Origin of the sequence: Paenibacillus sp. AN1007 (assembly GCF_040702995.1) — a bacterium.
In the GTDB taxonomy this organism is placed as follows: domain Bacteria; phylum Bacillota; class Bacilli; order Paenibacillales; family Paenibacillaceae; genus Paenibacillus.
Window position 1 is genome coordinate 5,172,235 of record NZ_CP159992.1, and the last position, 17,636, is coordinate 5,189,870.

18 protein-coding genes and 1 riboswitch are annotated in these 17,636 nt (G+C 49.1%); of the genes, 7 read left to right on the forward strand and 11 right to left on the reverse strand.

The annotated features are described in order from the left end of the window. Nucleotides 1-107 precede the first annotated feature (107 nt). A complete protein-coding gene (gene map, locus ABXS70_RS23175; RefSeq protein WP_366291174.1) occupies nt 108-863 on the reverse strand; it encodes a type I methionyl aminopeptidase in 756 nt (251 codons plus the stop codon). A 206-nt stretch (nt 864-1,069) separates the two neighbouring features. Beyond that, nucleotides 1,070-1,258, reverse strand: a complete 189-nt coding sequence (locus tag ABXS70_RS23180) for a hypothetical protein (protein WP_017690840.1) — start codon at nt 1,256-1,258, stop codon at nt 1,070-1,072. Nucleotides 1,259-1,653: 395 nt separating this feature from the next. Between ABXS70_RS23180 and ABXS70_RS23185 the strand changes: the two genes are divergently transcribed. Next, the gene (locus tag ABXS70_RS23185; protein ID WP_342554051.1) at nt 1,654-1,926 is read left to right on the forward strand and encodes a transposase; all 273 of its coding nucleotides are present in this window, start codon (nt 1,654-1,656) and stop codon (nt 1,924-1,926) included. A gap of 70 nt (nt 1,927-1,996) precedes the next feature. Next, the gene (locus tag ABXS70_RS23190) at nt 1,997-2,335 is read left to right on the forward strand and encodes a hypothetical protein (RefSeq protein WP_342554050.1); all 339 of its coding nucleotides are present in this window, start codon (nt 1,997-1,999) and stop codon (nt 2,333-2,335) included. Between the two features lie 403 nt (nt 2,336-2,738). Here the strand turns inward: ABXS70_RS23190 and ABXS70_RS23195 are convergent, their stop codons facing one another. Together ABXS70_RS23195 and ABXS70_RS23200 are read right to left on the reverse strand one after the other, a co-directional pair. Further along, nucleotides 2,739-4,100: a nucleobase:cation symporter-2 family protein gene (locus ABXS70_RS23195; RefSeq protein WP_342554049.1), complete on the reverse strand. Its 1,362-nt coding sequence runs from the start codon at nt 4,098-4,100 to the stop codon at nt 2,739-2,741. A gap of 1 nt (nt 4,101) precedes the next feature. Continuing rightward, a complete protein-coding gene (locus ABXS70_RS23200; protein WP_342554048.1) occupies nt 4,102-4,689 on the reverse strand; it encodes a xanthine phosphoribosyltransferase in 588 nt (195 codons plus the stop codon). A gap of 221 nt (nt 4,690-4,910) precedes the next feature. Beyond that, nucleotides 4,911-5,010, reverse strand: a riboswitch (purine riboswitch). A 266-nt stretch (nt 5,011-5,276) separates the two neighbouring features. On the opposite strand from ABXS70_RS23200, the gene mscL reads away from it, so the two are divergent. Beyond that, nucleotides 5,277-5,771, forward strand: a complete 495-nt coding sequence (gene mscL, locus ABXS70_RS23205) for a large conductance mechanosensitive channel protein MscL (RefSeq protein ID WP_366291181.1) — start codon at nt 5,277-5,279, stop codon at nt 5,769-5,771. A gap of 275 nt (nt 5,772-6,046) precedes the next feature. Here the strand turns inward: mscL and ABXS70_RS23210 are convergent, their stop codons facing one another. Next, entirely contained in the window at nt 6,047-6,349 is a 303-nt protein-coding gene (locus ABXS70_RS23210; protein ID WP_342554046.1) for a hypothetical protein, read from the reverse strand. 79 nt (nt 6,350-6,428) lie between these two features. Between ABXS70_RS23210 and ABXS70_RS23215 the strand changes: the two genes are divergently transcribed. Next, nucleotides 6,429-7,148 (forward strand): NUDIX domain-containing protein, encoded by a 720-nt coding sequence (locus ABXS70_RS23215; RefSeq protein ID WP_366291185.1) that lies wholly within the window; start codon nt 6,429-6,431, stop codon nt 7,146-7,148. A gap of 200 nt (nt 7,149-7,348) precedes the next feature. Here ABXS70_RS23215 and ABXS70_RS23220 read toward each other — a convergent pair whose 3' ends face one another. Then, nucleotides 7,349-8,152: a helix-turn-helix domain-containing protein gene (locus ABXS70_RS23220; protein ID WP_342554044.1), complete on the reverse strand. Its 804-nt coding sequence runs from the start codon at nt 8,150-8,152 to the stop codon at nt 7,349-7,351. 65 nt (nt 8,153-8,217) lie between these two features. Then, nucleotides 8,218-9,033: a zinc ribbon domain-containing protein gene (locus tag ABXS70_RS23225; RefSeq protein ID WP_342554043.1), complete on the reverse strand. Its 816-nt coding sequence runs from the start codon at nt 9,031-9,033 to the stop codon at nt 8,218-8,220. Between the two features lie 390 nt (nt 9,034-9,423). On the opposite strand from ABXS70_RS23225, the gene ABXS70_RS23230 reads away from it, so the two are divergent. After that, nucleotides 9,424-12,126 (forward strand): UvrD-helicase domain-containing protein, encoded by a 2,703-nt coding sequence (locus tag ABXS70_RS23230; RefSeq protein WP_366291189.1) that lies wholly within the window; start codon nt 9,424-9,426, stop codon nt 12,124-12,126. 110 nt (nt 12,127-12,236) lie between these two features. Continuing rightward, nucleotides 12,237-12,605, forward strand: a complete 369-nt coding sequence (locus ABXS70_RS23235) for a hypothetical protein (protein ID WP_342554041.1) — start codon at nt 12,237-12,239, stop codon at nt 12,603-12,605. A 112-nt stretch (nt 12,606-12,717) separates the two neighbouring features. Here the strand turns inward: ABXS70_RS23235 and ABXS70_RS23240 are convergent, their stop codons facing one another. Together ABXS70_RS23240 and ABXS70_RS23245 are read right to left on the reverse strand one after the other, a co-directional pair. Further along, nucleotides 12,718-13,788 carry a Gfo/Idh/MocA family oxidoreductase gene (locus tag ABXS70_RS23240; protein WP_342554040.1) on the reverse strand — a complete coding sequence of 357 codons (1,071 nt, stop codon included), beginning with the start codon at nt 13,786-13,788 and terminating at the stop codon, nt 12,718-12,720. Nucleotides 13,789-13,826: 38 nt separating this feature from the next. Further along, nucleotides 13,827-14,303 carry a GNAT family N-acetyltransferase gene (locus ABXS70_RS23245; RefSeq protein WP_366291194.1) on the reverse strand — a complete coding sequence of 159 codons (477 nt, stop codon included), beginning with the start codon at nt 14,301-14,303 and terminating at the stop codon, nt 13,827-13,829. Between the two features lie 285 nt (nt 14,304-14,588). Here ABXS70_RS23245 and ABXS70_RS23250 point away from each other — a divergent pair, with 285 nt between their 5' ends. Beyond that, nucleotides 14,589-15,662 carry a copper amine oxidase N-terminal domain-containing protein gene (locus tag ABXS70_RS23250; RefSeq protein WP_366291197.1) on the forward strand — a complete coding sequence of 358 codons (1,074 nt, stop codon included), beginning with the start codon at nt 14,589-14,591 and terminating at the stop codon, nt 15,660-15,662. A 272-nt stretch (nt 15,663-15,934) separates the two neighbouring features. On the opposite strand, the gene ABXS70_RS23255 is transcribed toward ABXS70_RS23250, so the two are convergent. Further along, nucleotides 15,935-16,333: a RidA family protein gene (locus ABXS70_RS23255; protein ID WP_342554037.1), complete on the reverse strand. Its 399-nt coding sequence runs from the start codon at nt 16,331-16,333 to the stop codon at nt 15,935-15,937. A 258-nt stretch (nt 16,334-16,591) separates the two neighbouring features. Then, nucleotides 16,592-17,560, reverse strand: coding sequence for a D-alanyl-D-alanine carboxypeptidase family protein (locus ABXS70_RS23260; RefSeq protein WP_342554036.1), 969 nt, complete (start codon nt 17,558-17,560; stop codon nt 16,592-16,594). Nucleotides 17,561-17,636 lie beyond the last annotated feature (76 nt).

Sequence of the window (17,636 nt, forward strand, 5' to 3'; positions counted from 1 at the left end):
ATTGGCATGGAGCAGCCCTCGTCAGTCTTTACCATTTTGATGTTTACATCTCCGGGTCTTAACAACCGCTTCTCTGTTTTCTTGTATGGTTCATTATCTTCTTGTTCTCAAGTACCATCTGTCAGAATTAAAGGTCCATCCTTAGTAATCGCTATAGTATGTTCATACTGCACACCCCAGCTTCCATCAAGCGTTCGCACGGTCCAGCCGTCCTCATCCCAGACTACAGCGCCGGAGCTGCCCTTCGTGAAGATCGGTTCGATGGTTATGACCATACCTTCAGCAAGCATCATTCCTGTTTTGCGTTTCCCGTAAGGCAGCACATTCGGCGGCTCATGGATATACTGCCCGATACCGTGACCGATCAGCGGCTTCACAATGCCGTATCGGTATAATCTGGCTGTCCGCTCAATGGCATTACCGATGTCTCCAAGCGTATTGCCCGGAACAGCCTGAGCTATCGCTTTATACAGTGCTTTCTCTGTACGCTGCATAAGCCTGCGAATCGATCTGCTCGGTTCGTCTACGGCATATGTCCAGGCCGAATCAGCAAGCCATCCGTCTTTGTTTACAACCATATCGATTGTAACGACATCTCCGCTTGTCAGTGCCTGATTGCCGGGAAATCCGTGACAGACCACTTCATTCACTGAAGCACATGTGGCGTAAGGATATCCCTTATACCCTTTTTGCTCAGGTGTCGCCCCATGATTCGCAAGGAATACCTCCACACGTTCGTTAATTTCCGCTGTTGTGGTGCCTGGAACCATGTACTTCTCGATATGTTGATGGCAGCTTCGTAATATTCGTCCCGCTTCCCGCATGCAGCCAATCTCTTCTCTTGTTTTTAAAATAGGGTCCACATGCCTTCATCCTTCCTGCTGTAGGTGTACTTCTATATATATGCAGCAGGCCTACAACAAAGCCCCCTAAAGTGACATCTGTATCGAGAAAGTACAGCCGATGCGGCCCCTCTGCCCAAACGCAAAAAAAACCGTCTTCCGGAGCCAAGGCCCGAGAGACGGTTCTATTCATATTTTGAACAGTATAATCAGAAGTTGGTGTTGTTTCAGGATACGGAAGAATCCATCTTGACAAGCTCATGCTCAACGACAGAAGTCAATTCTTCCTCATACCCACCCGTAATCCGGTATTTTCTCACATACTCCTTCACGAATTTTTTTGGATCCTTAGGACGGAAAATCCGAGTCATTTCCCTCAAACTTTCTTTGACCTCATTGTGACCTTTCGTTGCCATTGTAATTCCCTCCCAAAACGTTGAAAGTGAATGCTCCGTTTAGAGAACGCCGAATAAGTCTTAAATGCCATTCATGAAGTTGTGTGCGCGGCTTAAAGCAAGCTTTAGGTCGGGAACCTCGCCGAATAGCAAGTACCTGACACTATAAATACCCGATATGATTCAGGTTGAATCATAATCTTATTGTATCATATTCGGAACCTCGTTACGACTTGACGATTTTTCCTAATATATATAACGGTTTTACGGCCCAAAAAGTTTAATTCCGAATCATATTTTACAAAATGTTTATTCTATACGGATTAATCTATCCAGCATAACTCCCAACTATTCGGGGGATATTATCTTGGACCACCAAATCAGTTAACTATCTGGAATTAAAAGGAGGACCTGTTATGGATCGCAAAGAACAGGATATGCTGCCCCTTTCGCATGAAAAGGTAGAAGTCGACGGTGTTTATATCAATGAATCCGGGCAGGAAGAACATCTTCACCGGGGTCAGCATTTCCCCGCCGATCCCGTACTTGGCAGGACGGAATGGAAGCTGACGGAGTTTGCTTTCGATAATCATCATGAAGGAAAAACAGATGAGCGTCTCGTGCCTAAGGAAGATGACGAGGATAAGAAAGGAAAAATCACCAGTCCCCGCAGACAGATTCAAACTTAGTGAATTCATCGGTTCAGTTCTGTCCAGCTCCTACATAGCCTTATAAAAAGGACAAAGGAGGCTGGGCATGATGTCCCCCATGAAATCGTCCAGTGGTCTGGATGAAAATATAGCCGGCATGTTGTGTTATCTTTTCACATTTGTAGGCGGCATTATCTTTCTGGCAGTGGAGAAGCGAAGCAAATTTGTATTATTTCATGCTCTTCAATCCGTAACGGTCTTTGGACTGATCATGGTGGGGCATGTGCTGTCGACCTTTCTTCCGCTGTTCGGTCCGCTTGTGGCGTCACTGTTATCCCTGCTGGGTGTAATTGTATGGCTCCTGACGGTAATCGCCAGTCTGCAGGGGAAATGGTTCAAACTGCCTTGGATCGGTGATTTTGCCGAAAAACAGATGAGGCACCTCTAACATCACAGGCATTCGAAAAAACACCGAAACAACGGGCCTCTTCTGAACCCTTTGTTCCGGTGTTTCCTGTGCGTATATTATGTTAACTTTAAGAATTGAATTGACACTAAATACACGAGATACTGAATTTAATAGTCCATTTATTGTATGTTTAACATCGTTGATATTTTATAACATAAATTATCAAGGTCATAAATCGTTCGTATCCTGAGTCAACATGGGTTATGTCATGAATCATTCATGATATCAGTTTACATAATAGTGCATTTGAACCGCAGGTACTCCCCACAAACCACAAAATAAACCTGTGTTCACGATAAAGCAAACTACCTTATCTCTACTGATTTTCCATTAGCATTCGGTCTTACATTATTCCTATCTGTCTTATCTAACCTTATGTGCCTTACGCAGACTTGCTGCTCTCCTCAATCATCTCATCTTCATGCGGTGCAGCCAGCTGAGCCGCGGTATCTTTACTTCCAAGGCCATTAAATAACAGATTCATAAAGATCGCTGTAAAACTTCCTGCAATAATGCCATTGCCCAACATAATCTGAGCCCAGGCTGGCGCACCCGCGAACAACTGAGGCACAACCGTCACACCCAGTCCCATACCAACGGAACAAGCAATGATGAACAGGTTCTCGTGACGGTTCAAGTCCACCTGACTGGCAATGATCCGAACACCAGAGGAAACAACCATGCCGAACAAAGCCACCATCGCACCGCCAAGGACAGATCCGGGTACAAGCTGGGCCAGCGCGGCAATTTTCGGTACAAAGCCAATCACGATCAGCAAACCGCCAGCAACAACGATGACGTCACGTGTCTTTACACGCGTCATCTGTACAAGTCCTACATTTTGCGAATAGGTTGTATATGGAAAAGAGTTGAAGATCCCGCCAAGTACAATTGCCAGACCCTCTGCGCGATATCCACGCGCCAAATCTTTGGAAGTCAGATCCTTGTCCAACAATTTGCCCAGAGCCATAAATACGCCCGTGGATTCGGCCACACTGACAATCGCAACCAGAATCATTGTCAGAATCGGAACAATCTCAAAGGTGGGCTTGCCGAAATAAAATGGCTGTACCATGTGAAACCAGCTTGCATCAAGAATAGGAGCAAATTCCACTTCGCCCATCAAGCCGGCAGCCACCGTGCCAACGAACAGACCAATTAATACCGAAATGGAACGTACAAATCCTGTCGTGAAACGAGTCATCAAAATGATGAAGATGAGAACACCGAACCCGAGCATCAGGTTAACGCCGCTTCCAAAGTCCGGCTGTCCCTGGCCACCGCCCAAATCGGTGAATGCCACCGGAATCAGTGTCAGACCAATAATGGTAACCACCGAACCTGTAACCACTGGCGGAAAGAGCCGGATCAGTTTGCCGAACAATCCAGAAAAAACAAGCACGAACAAGCCCGATGCAATAATGGCACCGTAAATGGCAGAGACTCCACTGCTCTGTCCGATCATAATCATTGGGGATACCGCCTGAAATGCGCAGCCCAGCATAACTGGCAGTCCTACGCCAAAATATTTATTGCCCCAAACCTGGAGCAGTGTAGCCACACCGCAGGCAAGCAGGTCGATTGCAATCAAATAAGTCAGCTGCTCTTGTGTAAATCCGAGTGCCTTACTGACGATCAGCGGTACAATAACAGCTCCCGCATACATCGCCAGTACGTGCTGCAGGCCCAGTGAAAAGGTTTTGACCGGATGCCGGTGACGCTGAAAAATACGTTCGCGTGCCATATCAGTTCGTGCCCTCCTCATCTGCAAAGGTTACTTGTCCATTGGACAGCGCTCCGATACGAACCAGAGATTCCACACGGTATCCAGCCTCTTTTAACAGACGCCCTCCCGGCTGGAAAGCTTTTTCAATCACGATCCCAATACCGACTACTTCTGCTCCAACCTGCTCCACAATGCGAGCCAGACCAAAAGCCGCTTCACCGTTCGCCAGAAAATCGTCGATGATCAGCACACGATCGCCGGGGTTCATGAACTTTTTGGCAACCGTAATCTCGTTGGTCTCCTGCTTGGTGAAGGAATAGACTTTTTCCACCAGAATATCTTCGGTCAGGGTGAGCGACTTCTGCTTCCGAGCGAAGATTAGCGGAACATTCAGTTCGAGTGCAGTCATAATGCCGGGCGCGATACCGGACGATTCAATCGTTAATACACGTGTAATTTGTTCACCTTCAAACCGGCGAATAAACTCTTTGCCTACTTCCTTCATCAACACGGGGTCCATCTGGTGGTTCAAAAACGAGTCTACTTTGAGTACCTGCTCGGACAGGACAATGCCTTCCTGTCTTACTTTGTCTTTTAACAGCTGCATCTTTTTTTCCTCCCAAAGCTCTTTACCTGCATATACAGTTAGTTTTGCATCACTACCCCACACCTCATGTAAAAAAACAAAAAGCCCGCCTTTTCACACCTGCGGCATCAACCGGAGACGGGAAAGACGGACTTGTTCCTGTATGGACAAGCCGTGTGAACACTGCAAACGCCAAGGGACGAGGTCAAAGTGTACAAATATACTGACCTTGACCGCTCAGGGCGCAGAAGCATCCTTCCCGTAGTCCAATCATTCCGGTGATCGGGTAGAGACATGCAGGCCTATTCCTGCACATATACGAGTAACGGCATATTTAATTCATTTTGGCTCCAAGATTCGTTTCAATGTATAATTGCGAACCTGAAATGTAAAAGTGTAATCTCACTGACAATGTTAGAAGTATACCGAATTGGCGGCTTGAAATAAAGAGGAATTTTCATGGAATTTACGGAAACTATGTTTTATTTGCAAACAAGGGGATGATTGATTCTCATTTTTTTTGTACAATATGAGAACGAAAGCGTGTCCTGAAGGGATGAACCTGAGAGGAAGCGTTCTGAATATAGTCGTTAAAGGAGATTGTCACAATGAGAGGCATACTGAAAGAATTTAAGGAGTTTGCTGTGCGCGGCAGCGTTATTGATCTGGCGGTCGGTGTCATAATCGGGGCTGCTTTTGGAAAAATCGTTACGTCCCTTGTGAATGATATCATCATGCCTCCGGTCGGGAAACTGCTCGGCGGGATTGATTTCAGCCAGAAAATTATTAACTTGGACCCTGATGTAAAAACAGCAGGCGGACAAGAGATCACAACACTGGCTCAAGCCAACGAGGCTGGGGCTACCGTCATCGCCTACGGTCAGTTCATCAATATCCTGATTGATTTCATTATCGTGGCGTTCTGTATCTTTATGCTGGTGAAGGGCATCAACTATCTCAAACGCAAGGAGCATGCCAAGCCCGAACCGGAAAAAACGACCAAAGCCTGCAAGTACTGTCTATCTGAAATTCCGGCTCGAGCTACCCGTTGTTCCCAATGCACCTCACAGCTCGAGGCAGAAGGAAGCAGCGCTCCGGCTTAAACGTTGATCTATGGTTATGTATAAAAATAAACAATGACGCAGGTTTGATTCTTTGATACTGATGCTCACAGATAAAAGCCGTTTAAGTTTAATGCTTATCCAGCCATCACGGTAAGCTTATAAAGCATATTCAAAGTTTGGTATGAGACATATTCACTGCTATGTATACACATATAAATTACATCAAACCTGCGTATGTCCAGGTTCCACCTATTGAGGCGGGACCTTTTTTTCATTTATCAAAAAAACTTGCTCGTCAATCCTATGCTCCCTGCTTAGAAACGCCGCGGAAGCAGATGTTCCAGAATCGATTTGAGGTCTTTGTCTTCCTTGTAAACCTCTTCCCCGGTATCCAGTTCAGTGACCCGGATATACTCAAAGTTAGCATTGGCATCCGTTGGCTTAAACAACAGCTGTGCCTCGTCCTCCAGTCGAACATGAAATCCCATGTCTTTAAACATCGTCGTAAGCTGACTGCTCGCCGGCTCCTGACCCTGCCCTACAAAGATAAGTCCTCTAAGGGTTTTGCGCTCCTGAGGTTGCGGATAAATCACCTGAAAGTGTACAATGCATTCCATACAATCGTTCCCCTTTCGTTAAAAACATAGTTTGTGAAATTTTGAACTTTAAATTCTGCTATATAAGGAGATACGTATCATGACCCCAGAACGTTTCGACATTTATGACAATCAGCAAAAATGGATCGGTACAGCTCCCCGAAACGAGGTTCATGCCAAAGGATATTGGCATCGCTCCTTTCACTGCTGGATCGTGCGTGATGAAGGTGACCAGCGTATGATTCTGTTTCAGCGACGGCGGGATATCAAGGATACTTTCCCGGGATATTACGACATTACGGCAGCCGGCCACCTCACAGCTGGTGAACAGCTGCAGGACGCCTCCCGTGAGCTTGAAGAAGAACTCGGTGTGCATACGTCATTCGAAGCACTAACTTATTTGTTTACAGCTGAGCAGCAGCTCCAGGGCGAGGTCCGCGGAGTTCCTTTCCTGGACCGGGAGATCAGCGCAGTATACGGCTTATGCCTGAATCAGCCGCTGGAGTCTTATCGCCTCCAGGCCAGCGAAGTAGACAGCCTGTATGAGGCACCACTGGATGAGCTGATTGCTCTTTTCGAGCAGCAGACGAATGTCATTCAGGCATCAGGTGTGCGGCCGCATTCTTCTGTGTCCATGCCGGAAGGCGCAGCATCATCTGTGCCGACATCAGCTGGCATCTCATCCGATCTTGGCCATTCCAAGCAGCCTGCCCGCACTGATCGCATCCTGCGTGAAGTCCGGACAGCAGATTTTGTGCCGCACGGCACCGAATATTATATCGATGTGTTCGAAGCGCTGAAACGAGTTAAACAAGCATAACTTCATTTTCTCAACATCAGCATCACTTCATACCTTAAATCTTCTTACTTTAAATCTCCATACCTTAAGCAGCATTAACCTGGATCTGAAATACTGTACTAGCCCTAACAACAAAAGGACGAGGCGCAGCGAGCCATCGTCCACGGATCGTCCTTTTATAGTTCACGGCCATAAAGCCGCTATGTCTGCTTCTCTTCCCGTTACCGTACATCTCTTGGTGCAGGGGAAGACCAGTACCGTGCAGCGATATCTGCATATCGTCGTCCGTAACGGCTCTGCAGCTCCTCACCCATGTCCTGCTCCAGTTCATACAGCACCAGTTCCTGTGCAAAGTGATTCAGCAGCAGGCCCGTCATCACCGGATGCTCTGTGACCACGGCCTGCGTTGAAGTGGACTGCCCGCGCATGCCGAGCATGCACCAGCGGCGATCCACGACCAGCGAGAACTTGCGCCCCGTCCCCGTTCCAGATATCGGCAGGCCCGGGAAAGGAAGTGGATGGTCCAGCATGCCTTCTCCGCCCTCACAGGACCACAAGAGGCGCACGCCCCGAGCCTCCGCCTGCTGCAGATCTTCCCGAAGCAGCTCGGCTTCTTCCCGCCAGACGTCTACCACGATCTCCTGCTCGGCCCCGGCCAGCTCACGGCTCAGGTTCTCAAACACATTTTTGTCACCTTCCACATTGTAAAACACAGGTTTCTCCGGCTCACTCTTCGGCATACTTCGCTCCACATAATCCAGCGAAGTATGCATCTGATCCGAGATCATGCGTGTCATCTCTTCAGGTTTCAGCATGCTGTATTTCGCAGGCTCGCCCGGGCTGCACCTGAGAAATCCCCGCTGTTCCAAGCGCTGCAGGGATGCATACACATTCGAACGGGACACCCCCAGCCGTTTGGCAACCTCATACCCCGAGGCTGATCCCTGACGGGCTAATTCCACCATAATTCTGGATTCCATCTCGGTAAACCCGAGATGACGTAAATGATGCAGCAGTTGGTCCATATTTCTGTCCCCCCATGCTGTCAGCAACCAGCACTGCCTAATGGCAGCACGTCCACTGCATCACATCAGATCTGCTCGGCACCGCAGCGCGGGCACCACTTCGAGCCTTTGGGCAGTTCGGATGCACAGATCTGACATTTCACCATTTCACGCGGCAGTTCTGTCTGTACATCTACTGTATTTACAATTGGATTGTTTTCTTTCCAATAACGAATACGCTCATCCAGCTCCTGCTGACGCTCACGTTCCCGCTGCATCTCCTCTTCCCTGCGGCGCTCCCACTCTGCATCGAACGCCTCCTTCTCTTCCAGTGTAAACTCGGTGCTGTTATACTCCGGCTCTGTTTCGAGATCGGCAATGGATGGAATAACCGTATGATACGGCTCAGGCTCTTCATGATCTTCCACGGCTTGTGCATTAAAAATCGACTGTTCCACAGCCGGATTCTGAGCGGCTGCTGCTTCTTGTTTTGCCGTATTAACGGCTGGAGCAGCTTCTGCAGCTCCCGATGCAGCCGTACCTGGTTTGAATTCCCCCAGCTTGCGTCCACACTTCGGACAGAAGTTGGCATCCAGCGTTGCGACGTGTCCACACTCGCACAGCCGTTCATTTTTCAGCTCAGCAATCTTGCTCCGCAGAGCGTCGATCTCATCCTGCAATTCGTCGCACAGTTGAGACAGATCCACCATCTCTTTTTCGGCCCGCGTCATATCCTGTATACGGTAACCCTCATAGAAGATCCGGCCCATATCGGTAAAATGGACTTCCTGTTCCTGCTGCAAGCCCACAATCTGATTGTTCAATTTGCCAATCTCAACGGCGTGTTGTGCCCGTTCTGTTGCTTTATTTGCTCCATTTTTGATGCGCTGAAGCAGTTTCATATTCATTCCTCCTCTGTCCCGTCAAAACAATATCATTTCATTCTTCATTAGTAGTAGGTCGGCAGTTCGCAGCATGCGAATTGCCCTAGATATATAACTTATACGATATGAAGCCAAAAAGTTGCGAAAAATCGCGCCGGCACCCCATTTTATGCGGATATTGGATAGAAACAGGGGCTTTCGTCAAGACCATACGTTCGGTATAATGGAACTTTGGCTCCATTACTTATGGATTTTCACTCCATATCGATGAAGCGATGCCGTTTGAAACACGCATGACTCGCAGCTAACTCTATCTTACCAATTTACAATGCGATTGTGAAAAGGGCAAATGGTTTACTTTTGAACGGGATAGTCCTATCCCTGAATGCATACAGAGGTGGATGAAACATGTTAAGTCCGAACTCAACGTTTTACCCCCGTCCGCTCGGGGTGACCCCGGCAGCATCCCTGCCCCAATCCCCGGCAGCACCGCTGGAAACCAGTCGGCAGCTTGTGGGTGACGACCAGCAGGATGCATATTACTTCCGCTCGCTAGAGAAAGCAGGCATCAAGCTTAACGGTCCGCAAATCTCGGCCGTGCGCCATGGCAGAGGACCTATACTCACCCTCGCGGGTGCCGGATGCGGCAAAACAACCGTACTCGCTGCAAGAGCAGGCTATCTGATGGAAGTCAGTGGTGTACAAGCGGCCAGCATACTGCTCGTAACGTTTACCAACAAGGCTGCCGCCGAGATGAAAGACCGGATCGCTGCTCTGCCGGGCATCAGACCTGCTGCAGCAAGGGCCGTGCAGGCTCGAACCTTTCACTCGTTTGCACTGACATTGCTGCGCCATTACGGAGTGCAGGAAGACATTTTTGGTGAGCCGCGAGCCCAGCATACGGTGCTGAAAATGCTGCTTCGCCAGAATGGCATGAGCGAGGCTTTCCAGCCGGAGAGTCTGCTGGCGATGCTGTCCGCGTGGAAGATGCAGGGATCAGATACGGCAGATCTGCCGGAGAAAACGCAGGATGAGCGCGATGCCAAACGGGTGCTGCTCGGATACGAAACCTGGAAGCAGGATCGCGGCAAAATGGACTTTGATGATATCCTGCTGCGCGCGGCCGCGCTGCTTCGTGATCCGGCGGTGTTAAAGCCGCTGCAGCGGCGTTTTCAATACATTATGGTTGATGAATTTCAGGATACCAACCGGCTGCAGTACGAAATTGTACAGATGCTCGCTGGAGCACACCGCAATCTGATGGTTGTCGGAGACGATGACCAGACAATATATACGTTTAACGGCGCACGGCAGGAATCGATTTTGGAATTCGATAAAGTATACCCGGGTGCGCGCATCGTGACGCTGGATATTAATTATCGCAGTGATGCTCGTATTCTGGGGCTCGGCAGTGAGCTGGTTGCACGCAATAAACGCAGACGGGACAAACGGCTGCGTGCGGCAGGACAGCGTGGGGATGCACCTCGCTTTGCCACTCCTTCCAATGCCGAAGAAGAAGCGGCCTGGGTCGTTCATCAGATCTGTCAGCAGGTGGAGGAAGGGCTGTATCCATATCGGGACATAGCCATTTTGCACCGGACAGCCAGCAGCAGCCGGGCCGTGTTTGAGCAGTTGGTACTGAAGGATGTGCCGTTTGTACAGCATGGGGCTGCCCCGGTATTCTATGATCAGTCTCTCATCAAACCTTTGATGGATCATATGCGGCTGTCTCTGAACCCGCGGGCAATGGATGCTCTGCCAAGTGCACTCGGTCCGCTGTACGTGTCCCGTGATGCAGGATTGGAGTATATCCAGCGCTGTGAGCAGGAACAGGCCAAGAAATACCCGCTGATCCATCTGAGCAAATGGGACAAGCTAAAACCTTTTCAACAGGAGCAGGTCAAGGAACGCATCAAGCTGATCAAATCCCTGCATAAGCTCAAGCCCATCAATGCGATTCAGGAGATGCGCCGTCATTTTTATGATAAATATATGGAGAGCGGCGATCCTTCCATTTTCACCCATTATAAGGAAACGATGCTGGAAACACTGGATGAGTTTGAAGCAGCTGTCAAAAAGTTCGAAACCGTGGAGGAATTCGTGCAATTCGCGGACGAGCTGTCACGCAGGCATCGGGAGATGGAATCACTGCGCCGCGCGCAGGATAGTGACGCCGTGCAGCTCATGACCATTCATAGGGCCAAAGGACTTGAGTTTCCCTGCGTCTACTGGATCGGAGCCAGCGAAGGCATCGTGCCGCACAGCACTGCTCTGCGGCAGGATATTCCGGAGGATCAGAAGGCAGCACTTACCGTGCAGCAGACGGATGCTGATCTGGATATGGCACTGGAGGAGGAACGCAGACTCGCTTATGTTGCAATCACCCGAGCGAAGCAGCATCTCTATGTAACCTCACCAGCGAGCCATCACGGTAAACCTGCAGACGTGTCTCGTTTCCTGCTGGAAGCCTTCGGTATGGAAGTACCCGACAAACGCAAAACACGGGAAGAGAGCCGTGCCAGCGGCACAGCATCTTATGGAAATAACCGAAATGAAGGATATAACGGAAATGGAAACAGCCGAACCGGCAGCGGCAACTGGAAAAGCATCCGGGACGCCGGGAATGGCAGCAGACATGAGAGTGGTCAGAGCGGCGGGACGCTTCATCATTCAAGGTCACAGCCAGCGAATGCTGCTCAGCGGCATTCGCTGCAGCGCAGTGCGATTAATCATAAGGATCATCGGGAAATGGAGATGCTCGATGAACGGGATGAAGATCGCCTCAGTGAGCAGCGCGGCAGCGGAATTATTCGAGATCATAAAGCATTCAGTACACCCGGCCTTCATCCAAAAACGGCGCAGACGGCCTCCACTTCCCGATCGGCTGCATCCTCACCCGCAGGTTCAGACAAAACGGAGCGGACGGAAATGGTAGCTGTCTGGAAATGCAGCTCAGCTTCGTGCAAAGCATGGTTACGACAGAAACCGGCTGTCCCTTCCGGAAAATCGTCGAAAAAAGACTCTTCCGTGCCTCCGGTTTGTCCACTATGTTCAGGGACAATGGTGGCAGGCACCCGGCAGGTTCCGGTGACGAATCGGTTCGGGAAATAGACTACACTTTCGTTTCAGGACGCTTACTGCTGTTTATTAACAGTAAAAGCGTCTTTTTTCCAGTTCAACAGTATCAGGTCTTTTTTCAATATTGGAATGGGGGTTGGATTATGCAGGACGGTAAACAGCATCTGTATGTATCGGTGACTCATAACCTGATTGAGCAAACCAAAAATGAATCTACACCGTTTGAAGTTATCGTGGATGACGGACAATTGGCCACTTTACAGGACTTGATGAAAATGCTGGAAAAGGGTGATGACTATTCACTACAGCGTGCACCCGTGCCTTACAAGTCGGCAGATCACGATGAGGGAAATGAGCGGTTTACGGACGGCGTGACGATGCTGTACACCTTTCTTTACGATCACGGCACACCTGAGACCAGACAAGCCATAGATGATATGAACGTGCTTCCCAAGCTGCAGAATACCGACTACAATGACCCGGGATACGAAGATTCGCCCATGAATAAGTAACAAGTACAGATTGGAATGTCGGCCGGAACAGAACTTTATTCATCAAATGCAGCACCCCTCCTTCTAACCAGTAGAGCTTAAATGGAGGGGTGCTTTTATATCAACGATCTACTTAGTCCAGCCTGATCTCCTGCCCTTTTTCGGCAGACTCATAAATGGCGCACAGCATACGCGTGGAGGCCACCCCATCCGCAATCGGACTGATGGGCGGCGTACCGTTCAGGCAGCATTCCACGAAATGATCGATCTGATTCTGGAACGCACCATGTATATCGAGACCGGAGTGGTCTGTCTGGGGTTCAATGTTCATGATCGTGTCATTTTTCTCCGTGACAATCAGCGTTTTCGGCTCCAGTTCAAATCCGCCTCGTTCTCCGTACAGCTTAACTAAAGACTCGTCCCCACGGGCATGCAGGGTAAAGCTCACATCCACTACCAGCGAAGCACCATTTTCGAAACGAATCAGGGCATTTGCCATATCCTCTACGTTATTAACGGCGGCACTGTAGTCTGCTGCTTTATAAAATGAGAGATGTTCAATGTTCGCCCGGTTGCCGAGTTTACGATACGTATTGCCGCTGACCGACACAGGCTTCGGTCTGCCCATCAGATACCAGCACTGGTCGATAATATGTACACCCAGATCAATCAAGGGGCCTCCGCCGGAACGAGCTTTATCTGCAAACCACCCTCCCGGGTTGCCCAGACGCCGCAAAATAGAAGCTTTGGCATAATACAGCTGGCCAAACTCTCCGGCATCTATAAATCTGCGCAGCATCTGCATGTTGTTATCATAACGGCGTACAAAACCTACAACAAAGGTACGACCGCTCTTTTTCACCGCTTCCTCAATCCGCAGCGCATCCTCCACATTCGTAGCCACCGGTTTCTCCAGAAGCACATGCTTGCCTGCCTCAAGTGCAGCAATGGCAAACTCTGCATGGGTATTGTTCCACGTACAGATACTAACTGCATCTACATGCGGATCTTCCAGCATCTCGCGGTAGTTGGTATATACGGACTGAGCGTCATACTTTGCAGCAGCCGCCTTGGCCCGTTCCTCGTTCAGATCACAGATGGCATAGATGACCGCATCCTCATTTTTGGCATAACACCTCATATGAAGATCCGAGATCGAACCTGTGCCGATCATGCCGATATGCAGCATTTGCTTTGTGCTCATCCTGGTCCTGCCTCCCTTTTCCAAAACTTCGTTAACGTCTAGTCTGCCCGCAGCATGCCTTCATAAATACCGGGTGTAGAATTTTCAATCTCCACCGCTCCCAGTGTTCGTTTGTAGAATTCGACCGGACCAGCCGATCCAATAATCGCATACCCGTAGCCATCTGCTCTCATCGCGTGCATGCAGGCCAGCAGCAGCGCTGTCCCTACACCCTTTCCGCGTGCATCCGGGCTTACTCCAGTTGGACCAAAGAAATTGCGACAAGTAGCTTCATAACAGGCAAAACCGATCATTTTCCCATGCTCCAGCGCAATATAACAGGTCACAGGCTGACGTGCAAAAGCGACATCACATTCATCTACCCAAGGCTGGTTAAAATGGGATCTCACCCAGTTCAGCACCTGCTGCTTCTCCGGGGCAATCGCTCTGCGAATCACAATGGATTTCGCTCTCAGCTTCTCCAGTCCACTCTCCTGCTCTGGCAAACGATAGAGCGCGACCAACATATCACTCATCCGTATATCCCTCCTCATATCTCACATGCAGCCCTGATTGATTTCTTCAAATGTAGTCTGTAGAGGTTCAATTTCACAAGTTTGTCCGCTTATCTTCACATTAACCTAAACCTACTACCGATAACCTGCTTCTTACGCGAACATCTGAATTTAGGCTAACACGCTGTTTACATTGTTACAGACCAAGTGCAACACTGGGCCAGGTTATCCCGTCAGTAAATATGATATGCGGCATTCTATTTAAGAGTTTACCGTGACATTACACTGATGAGAAGGGATGATCATATGAAGAACAGCATGAAAAAAGTAAGCACCTTGATGGCCCTTTCGATGGTGCTGAGCGGCGGAGCCGCTTATGCAGCGTCACTGGATAACGCAGCTCCGCCTGCAGAGCAGCATGCTGCTTCCACTGATAACAGCACTGCCGGAGTTGTTAAAATATCCGTTAACGGTGCATTCGTGGCCGACGGTTACTGGAATAAAGAAAGTAAAGCTGCCATGGTTCCGCTTCGCTCTCTGGCGGAAGCTTTGGGTATCGAACTGAAATGGCATAAAGAAAACAAATCCGCCGAGCTGACTCGCGGAGCGATGTGGACCCAAGTGGTTACGGATAAAGATCAGTATTCTGTTAATAAGATGCTGCTCACCCTCGGTACAGCACCTGAAATCAAGGACGGAACGCTATACGTACCTGCTGTGTTTGCGGAGAAAGTACTGCATGCCCAGCTGAATACAACGGGTAATCAGGTGACGATTACAAGTGAAGAGGATGTGAAGACAGTTACAGATCGCGGTGTAATTACCCGGATTTCGAATCAGGATAAATACCAGTCGATTCAGATTGGCGGTGCAGGTCAGGATGGCATCGTGCTGAACCTGAACAAAGACAGTCAGTTCATCTCCTCAGACGGAAAAGAGATTAAACTTACCGATCTATCCTTGGGTATGGTTGTTGAAGCCGAACACTCCTTAATGATGACAAAAAGCCTGCCCCCACAAACACCGACGTATAAAGTGACTGTGCTGGATACAGCAGCCGAAACAGCAGCGCAGCCTCAAGAACTTTTTGGAACCTCTGGTACGATTGAAGATGTAAATATGAAGGACGGCGCAGTGTCCCAAATTGAAATTAACGGCACACGCCTAACTGAAACAGCACCAGATCATGTTGTACTGAATATCGACAAAGCCACTTCGCTGGTTAGTCAAAATGGCGAAGCTGTAAAAGCCGAGCAGTTGATCAAAGGTGCCAAAGTCATTGGATTCTACAGCCCCATGCTGACACGCAGCCTGCCTCCAATCGGCACAGCCTGGAAATTGGTTATAGAACTTCCGGCGGTGCAGCCTAAAGCAGAATAAGACGACAGCAGTAAACTATAGGTTACAGTGCACAGCTATACCCTGTAACCTATAGTTTAGAGTCTATAGTCTAGAACCCTTTAGACCAGAGGAGAAAATCTACCTTCGACTTCGCGGAAGTATTGAAAATACGGGCAGATAAAGTGTTGGTAACAGCACAGCAATGCCAAATAACCTTGCCACTTGTCTTCGGAGAAGCGGCAAGGTTATTTATATTCTCTAACCCGTCTGTATTAAAACTTCTGAATAGAGTGAGGAATGAATAAGGGGATTTACACTTCCTCTGAAGTATCAATGATTGCCTCAGCCTCAATCTCAACCATCAGCAAGGGATCAATAAGCGCATTCACTTCGACCATGGTAGCCGCGGGTTGAATCTGTCCAAAGAATTCCCCATGTGCTCTCCCGACCTCTTCCCACTGTGTAATATCCGTGACAAACATGCGTGTTCTAACGACATCGGCCATGTCTGCCCCCAGCTCTTTCAGTGCCTTTTCAATGGTCTGCAGAATAAACTTGGTCTGCACATAGGGATCACCCGCGCCAACAACGACCCCGTCCTGCATGGCTGTCGTTCCAGCTACCTCAACCCGGTTACCCACACGAATAGCTCGGCAATACCCCACCAGCGGTTCCCAAGGGGAGCCGGTAAATACCTGCTGTCTGCTCATTTTCTTGTCCCTCACTTTGTTATGTAATAGAAACTGTAAGTAAACTTAAATTATAACAGCTCAAATTCATTCCGAATATATAAATCTGGCACCTTCCACCCGGCAGCCTGCCTATTCCACAACATCATAAATCCCCTGAACAGCCGCACGATCTGAAAAATAGGCCATTCAAGGGATTGATGATAGGGTCATCCTGGTTCGAAAAAAGTTATACACATGTGGATAGGTGATGTCACCGATTTACGGTTTAGATACGATTTACAGCTTAATATTCGCTTCGTCAAAATATTCCTCAAGCGTCAATCCGCTTTTGACCACATCCGGTGCGAGGTCGGCACCCACATAACGAATATGCCAAGGCTCGTATACGTAACCGGTCTTGTCCTCTTCACCTTGCGGATAACGGATGATAAAGCCGTACTCGGCTGCATGTTCATCCAGCCATTTGCCTTCTTTGGACGAGCCAAATACCTCTTCCAGCACATTACCCACGCTTGGACTCGATACATCTATCGCTAGTCCGGTCTGATGTTCACTTCTGCCGGGAACGGCACTTACACGAGAAGCATACTCTTCCCCTTTGGTTTTCACATTGTTATTGTAGATAGATACTTGTCGTTTGTAAGACCGGTAACCGGATACTGCACGAAGCTCGATACCGTCTGCTTTTGCACCTGCAAACAGTTTCTCCAGCGCTTCCGCAGCTTCCTTGCGCATATGCCGTTTCTCATGGGGGCCCTCGAAGGAAAACGGTACGTTTGGCTCTACGAGATCACTCGGCTCATATCCTTCCGGCAGACTGCGCTGTTTGTTAACAATCACCGTCATCGCCTGTGCATTAGTCACGACGGATTGAGAATCTACCGTTGTCTGCAAAGCACTAATACTGCGTTTCTCCATCAAGGGATCTTCAGCCGCCGCTCCACTTCCATTGTCCGAAGAACCCTGATCCTGTCCTGCAGATGTGCTGTCTGAGCCGCTCTCTGCACCTTTATCACTGCCCGAATCGGATGCGTTCTCTCCCATATTGCCTTTTCCCTCTGTGCCCGGGTCTTCGGTCAAATGAACAGTAGTACCATCGGCGCCCTGCTCCGTGGATGATCCGTTTGCGTTCTGATTCTCATTCGATCCAGAACCGTTCTGGCACGCAGCCAGAACAGCTCCACATATCATAAGTGAGGACAGCAGCACCACGATCCGGCGCTGTCTTCCTGTTCCTGATTTCATCGTAAAACCCCTATCACGTTAGTATTAGATTACATATATTCATGTGCGTTTTTACACGGTTCCTATAATGTTCCCT

What these genes read in the sequence shown, in the direction of transcription:
- ABXS70_RS23210 (WP_342554046.1), bottom strand. Translation starts at nt 6,349, where the DNA reads ATGGAATGCATTGTACACTTTCAGGTGATTTATCCGCAACCTCAGGAG.
- ABXS70_RS23230 (WP_366291189.1), top strand. Translation starts at nt 9,424, where the DNA reads ATGTTAAGTCCGAACTCAACGTTTTACCCCCGTCCGCTCGGGGTGACC.
- ABXS70_RS23255 (WP_342554037.1), bottom strand. Translation starts at nt 16,333, where the DNA reads ATGAGCAGACAGCAGGTATTTACCGGCTCCCCTTGGGAACCGCTGGTG.
- mscL (WP_366291181.1), top strand. Translation starts at nt 5,277, where the DNA reads ATGAGAGGCATACTGAAAGAATTTAAGGAGTTTGCTGTGCGCGGCAGC.
- ABXS70_RS23235 (WP_342554041.1), top strand. Translation starts at nt 12,237, where the DNA reads ATGCAGGACGGTAAACAGCATCTGTATGTATCGGTGACTCATAACCTG.
- ABXS70_RS23245 (WP_366291194.1), bottom strand. Translation starts at nt 14,303, where the DNA reads ATGAGTGATATGTTGGTCGCGCTCTATCGTTTGCCAGAGCAGGAGAGT.
- ABXS70_RS23190 (WP_342554050.1), top strand. Translation starts at nt 1,997, where the DNA reads ATGTCCCCCATGAAATCGTCCAGTGGTCTGGATGAAAATATAGCCGGC.
- ABXS70_RS23220 (WP_342554044.1), bottom strand. Translation starts at nt 8,152, where the DNA reads ATGGACCAACTGCTGCATCATTTACGTCATCTCGGGTTTACCGAGATG.
- ABXS70_RS23240 (WP_342554040.1), bottom strand. Translation starts at nt 13,788, where the DNA reads ATGAGCACAAAGCAAATGCTGCATATCGGCATGATCGGCACAGGTTCG.
- ABXS70_RS23215 (WP_366291185.1), top strand. Translation starts at nt 6,429, where the DNA reads ATGACCCCAGAACGTTTCGACATTTATGACAATCAGCAAAAATGGATC.
- ABXS70_RS23250 (WP_366291197.1), top strand. Translation starts at nt 14,589, where the DNA reads ATGAAGAACAGCATGAAAAAAGTAAGCACCTTGATGGCCCTTTCGATG.
- ABXS70_RS23185 (WP_342554051.1), top strand. Translation starts at nt 1,654, where the DNA reads ATGGATCGCAAAGAACAGGATATGCTGCCCCTTTCGCATGAAAAGGTA.
- ABXS70_RS23180 (WP_017690840.1), bottom strand. Translation starts at nt 1,258, where the DNA reads ATGGCAACGAAAGGTCACAATGAGGTCAAAGAAAGTTTGAGGGAAATG.
- ABXS70_RS23260 (WP_342554036.1), bottom strand. Translation starts at nt 17,560, where the DNA reads ATGAAATCAGGAACAGGAAGACAGCGCCGGATCGTGGTGCTGCTGTCC.
- ABXS70_RS23195 (WP_342554049.1), bottom strand. Translation starts at nt 4,100, where the DNA reads ATGGCACGCGAACGTATTTTTCAGCGTCACCGGCATCCGGTCAAAACC.
- ABXS70_RS23200 (WP_342554048.1), bottom strand. Translation starts at nt 4,689, where the DNA reads ATGCAGCTGTTAAAAGACAAAGTAAGACAGGAAGGCATTGTCCTGTCC.
- ABXS70_RS23225 (WP_342554043.1), bottom strand. Translation starts at nt 9,033, where the DNA reads ATGAAACTGCTTCAGCGCATCAAAAATGGAGCAAATAAAGCAACAGAA.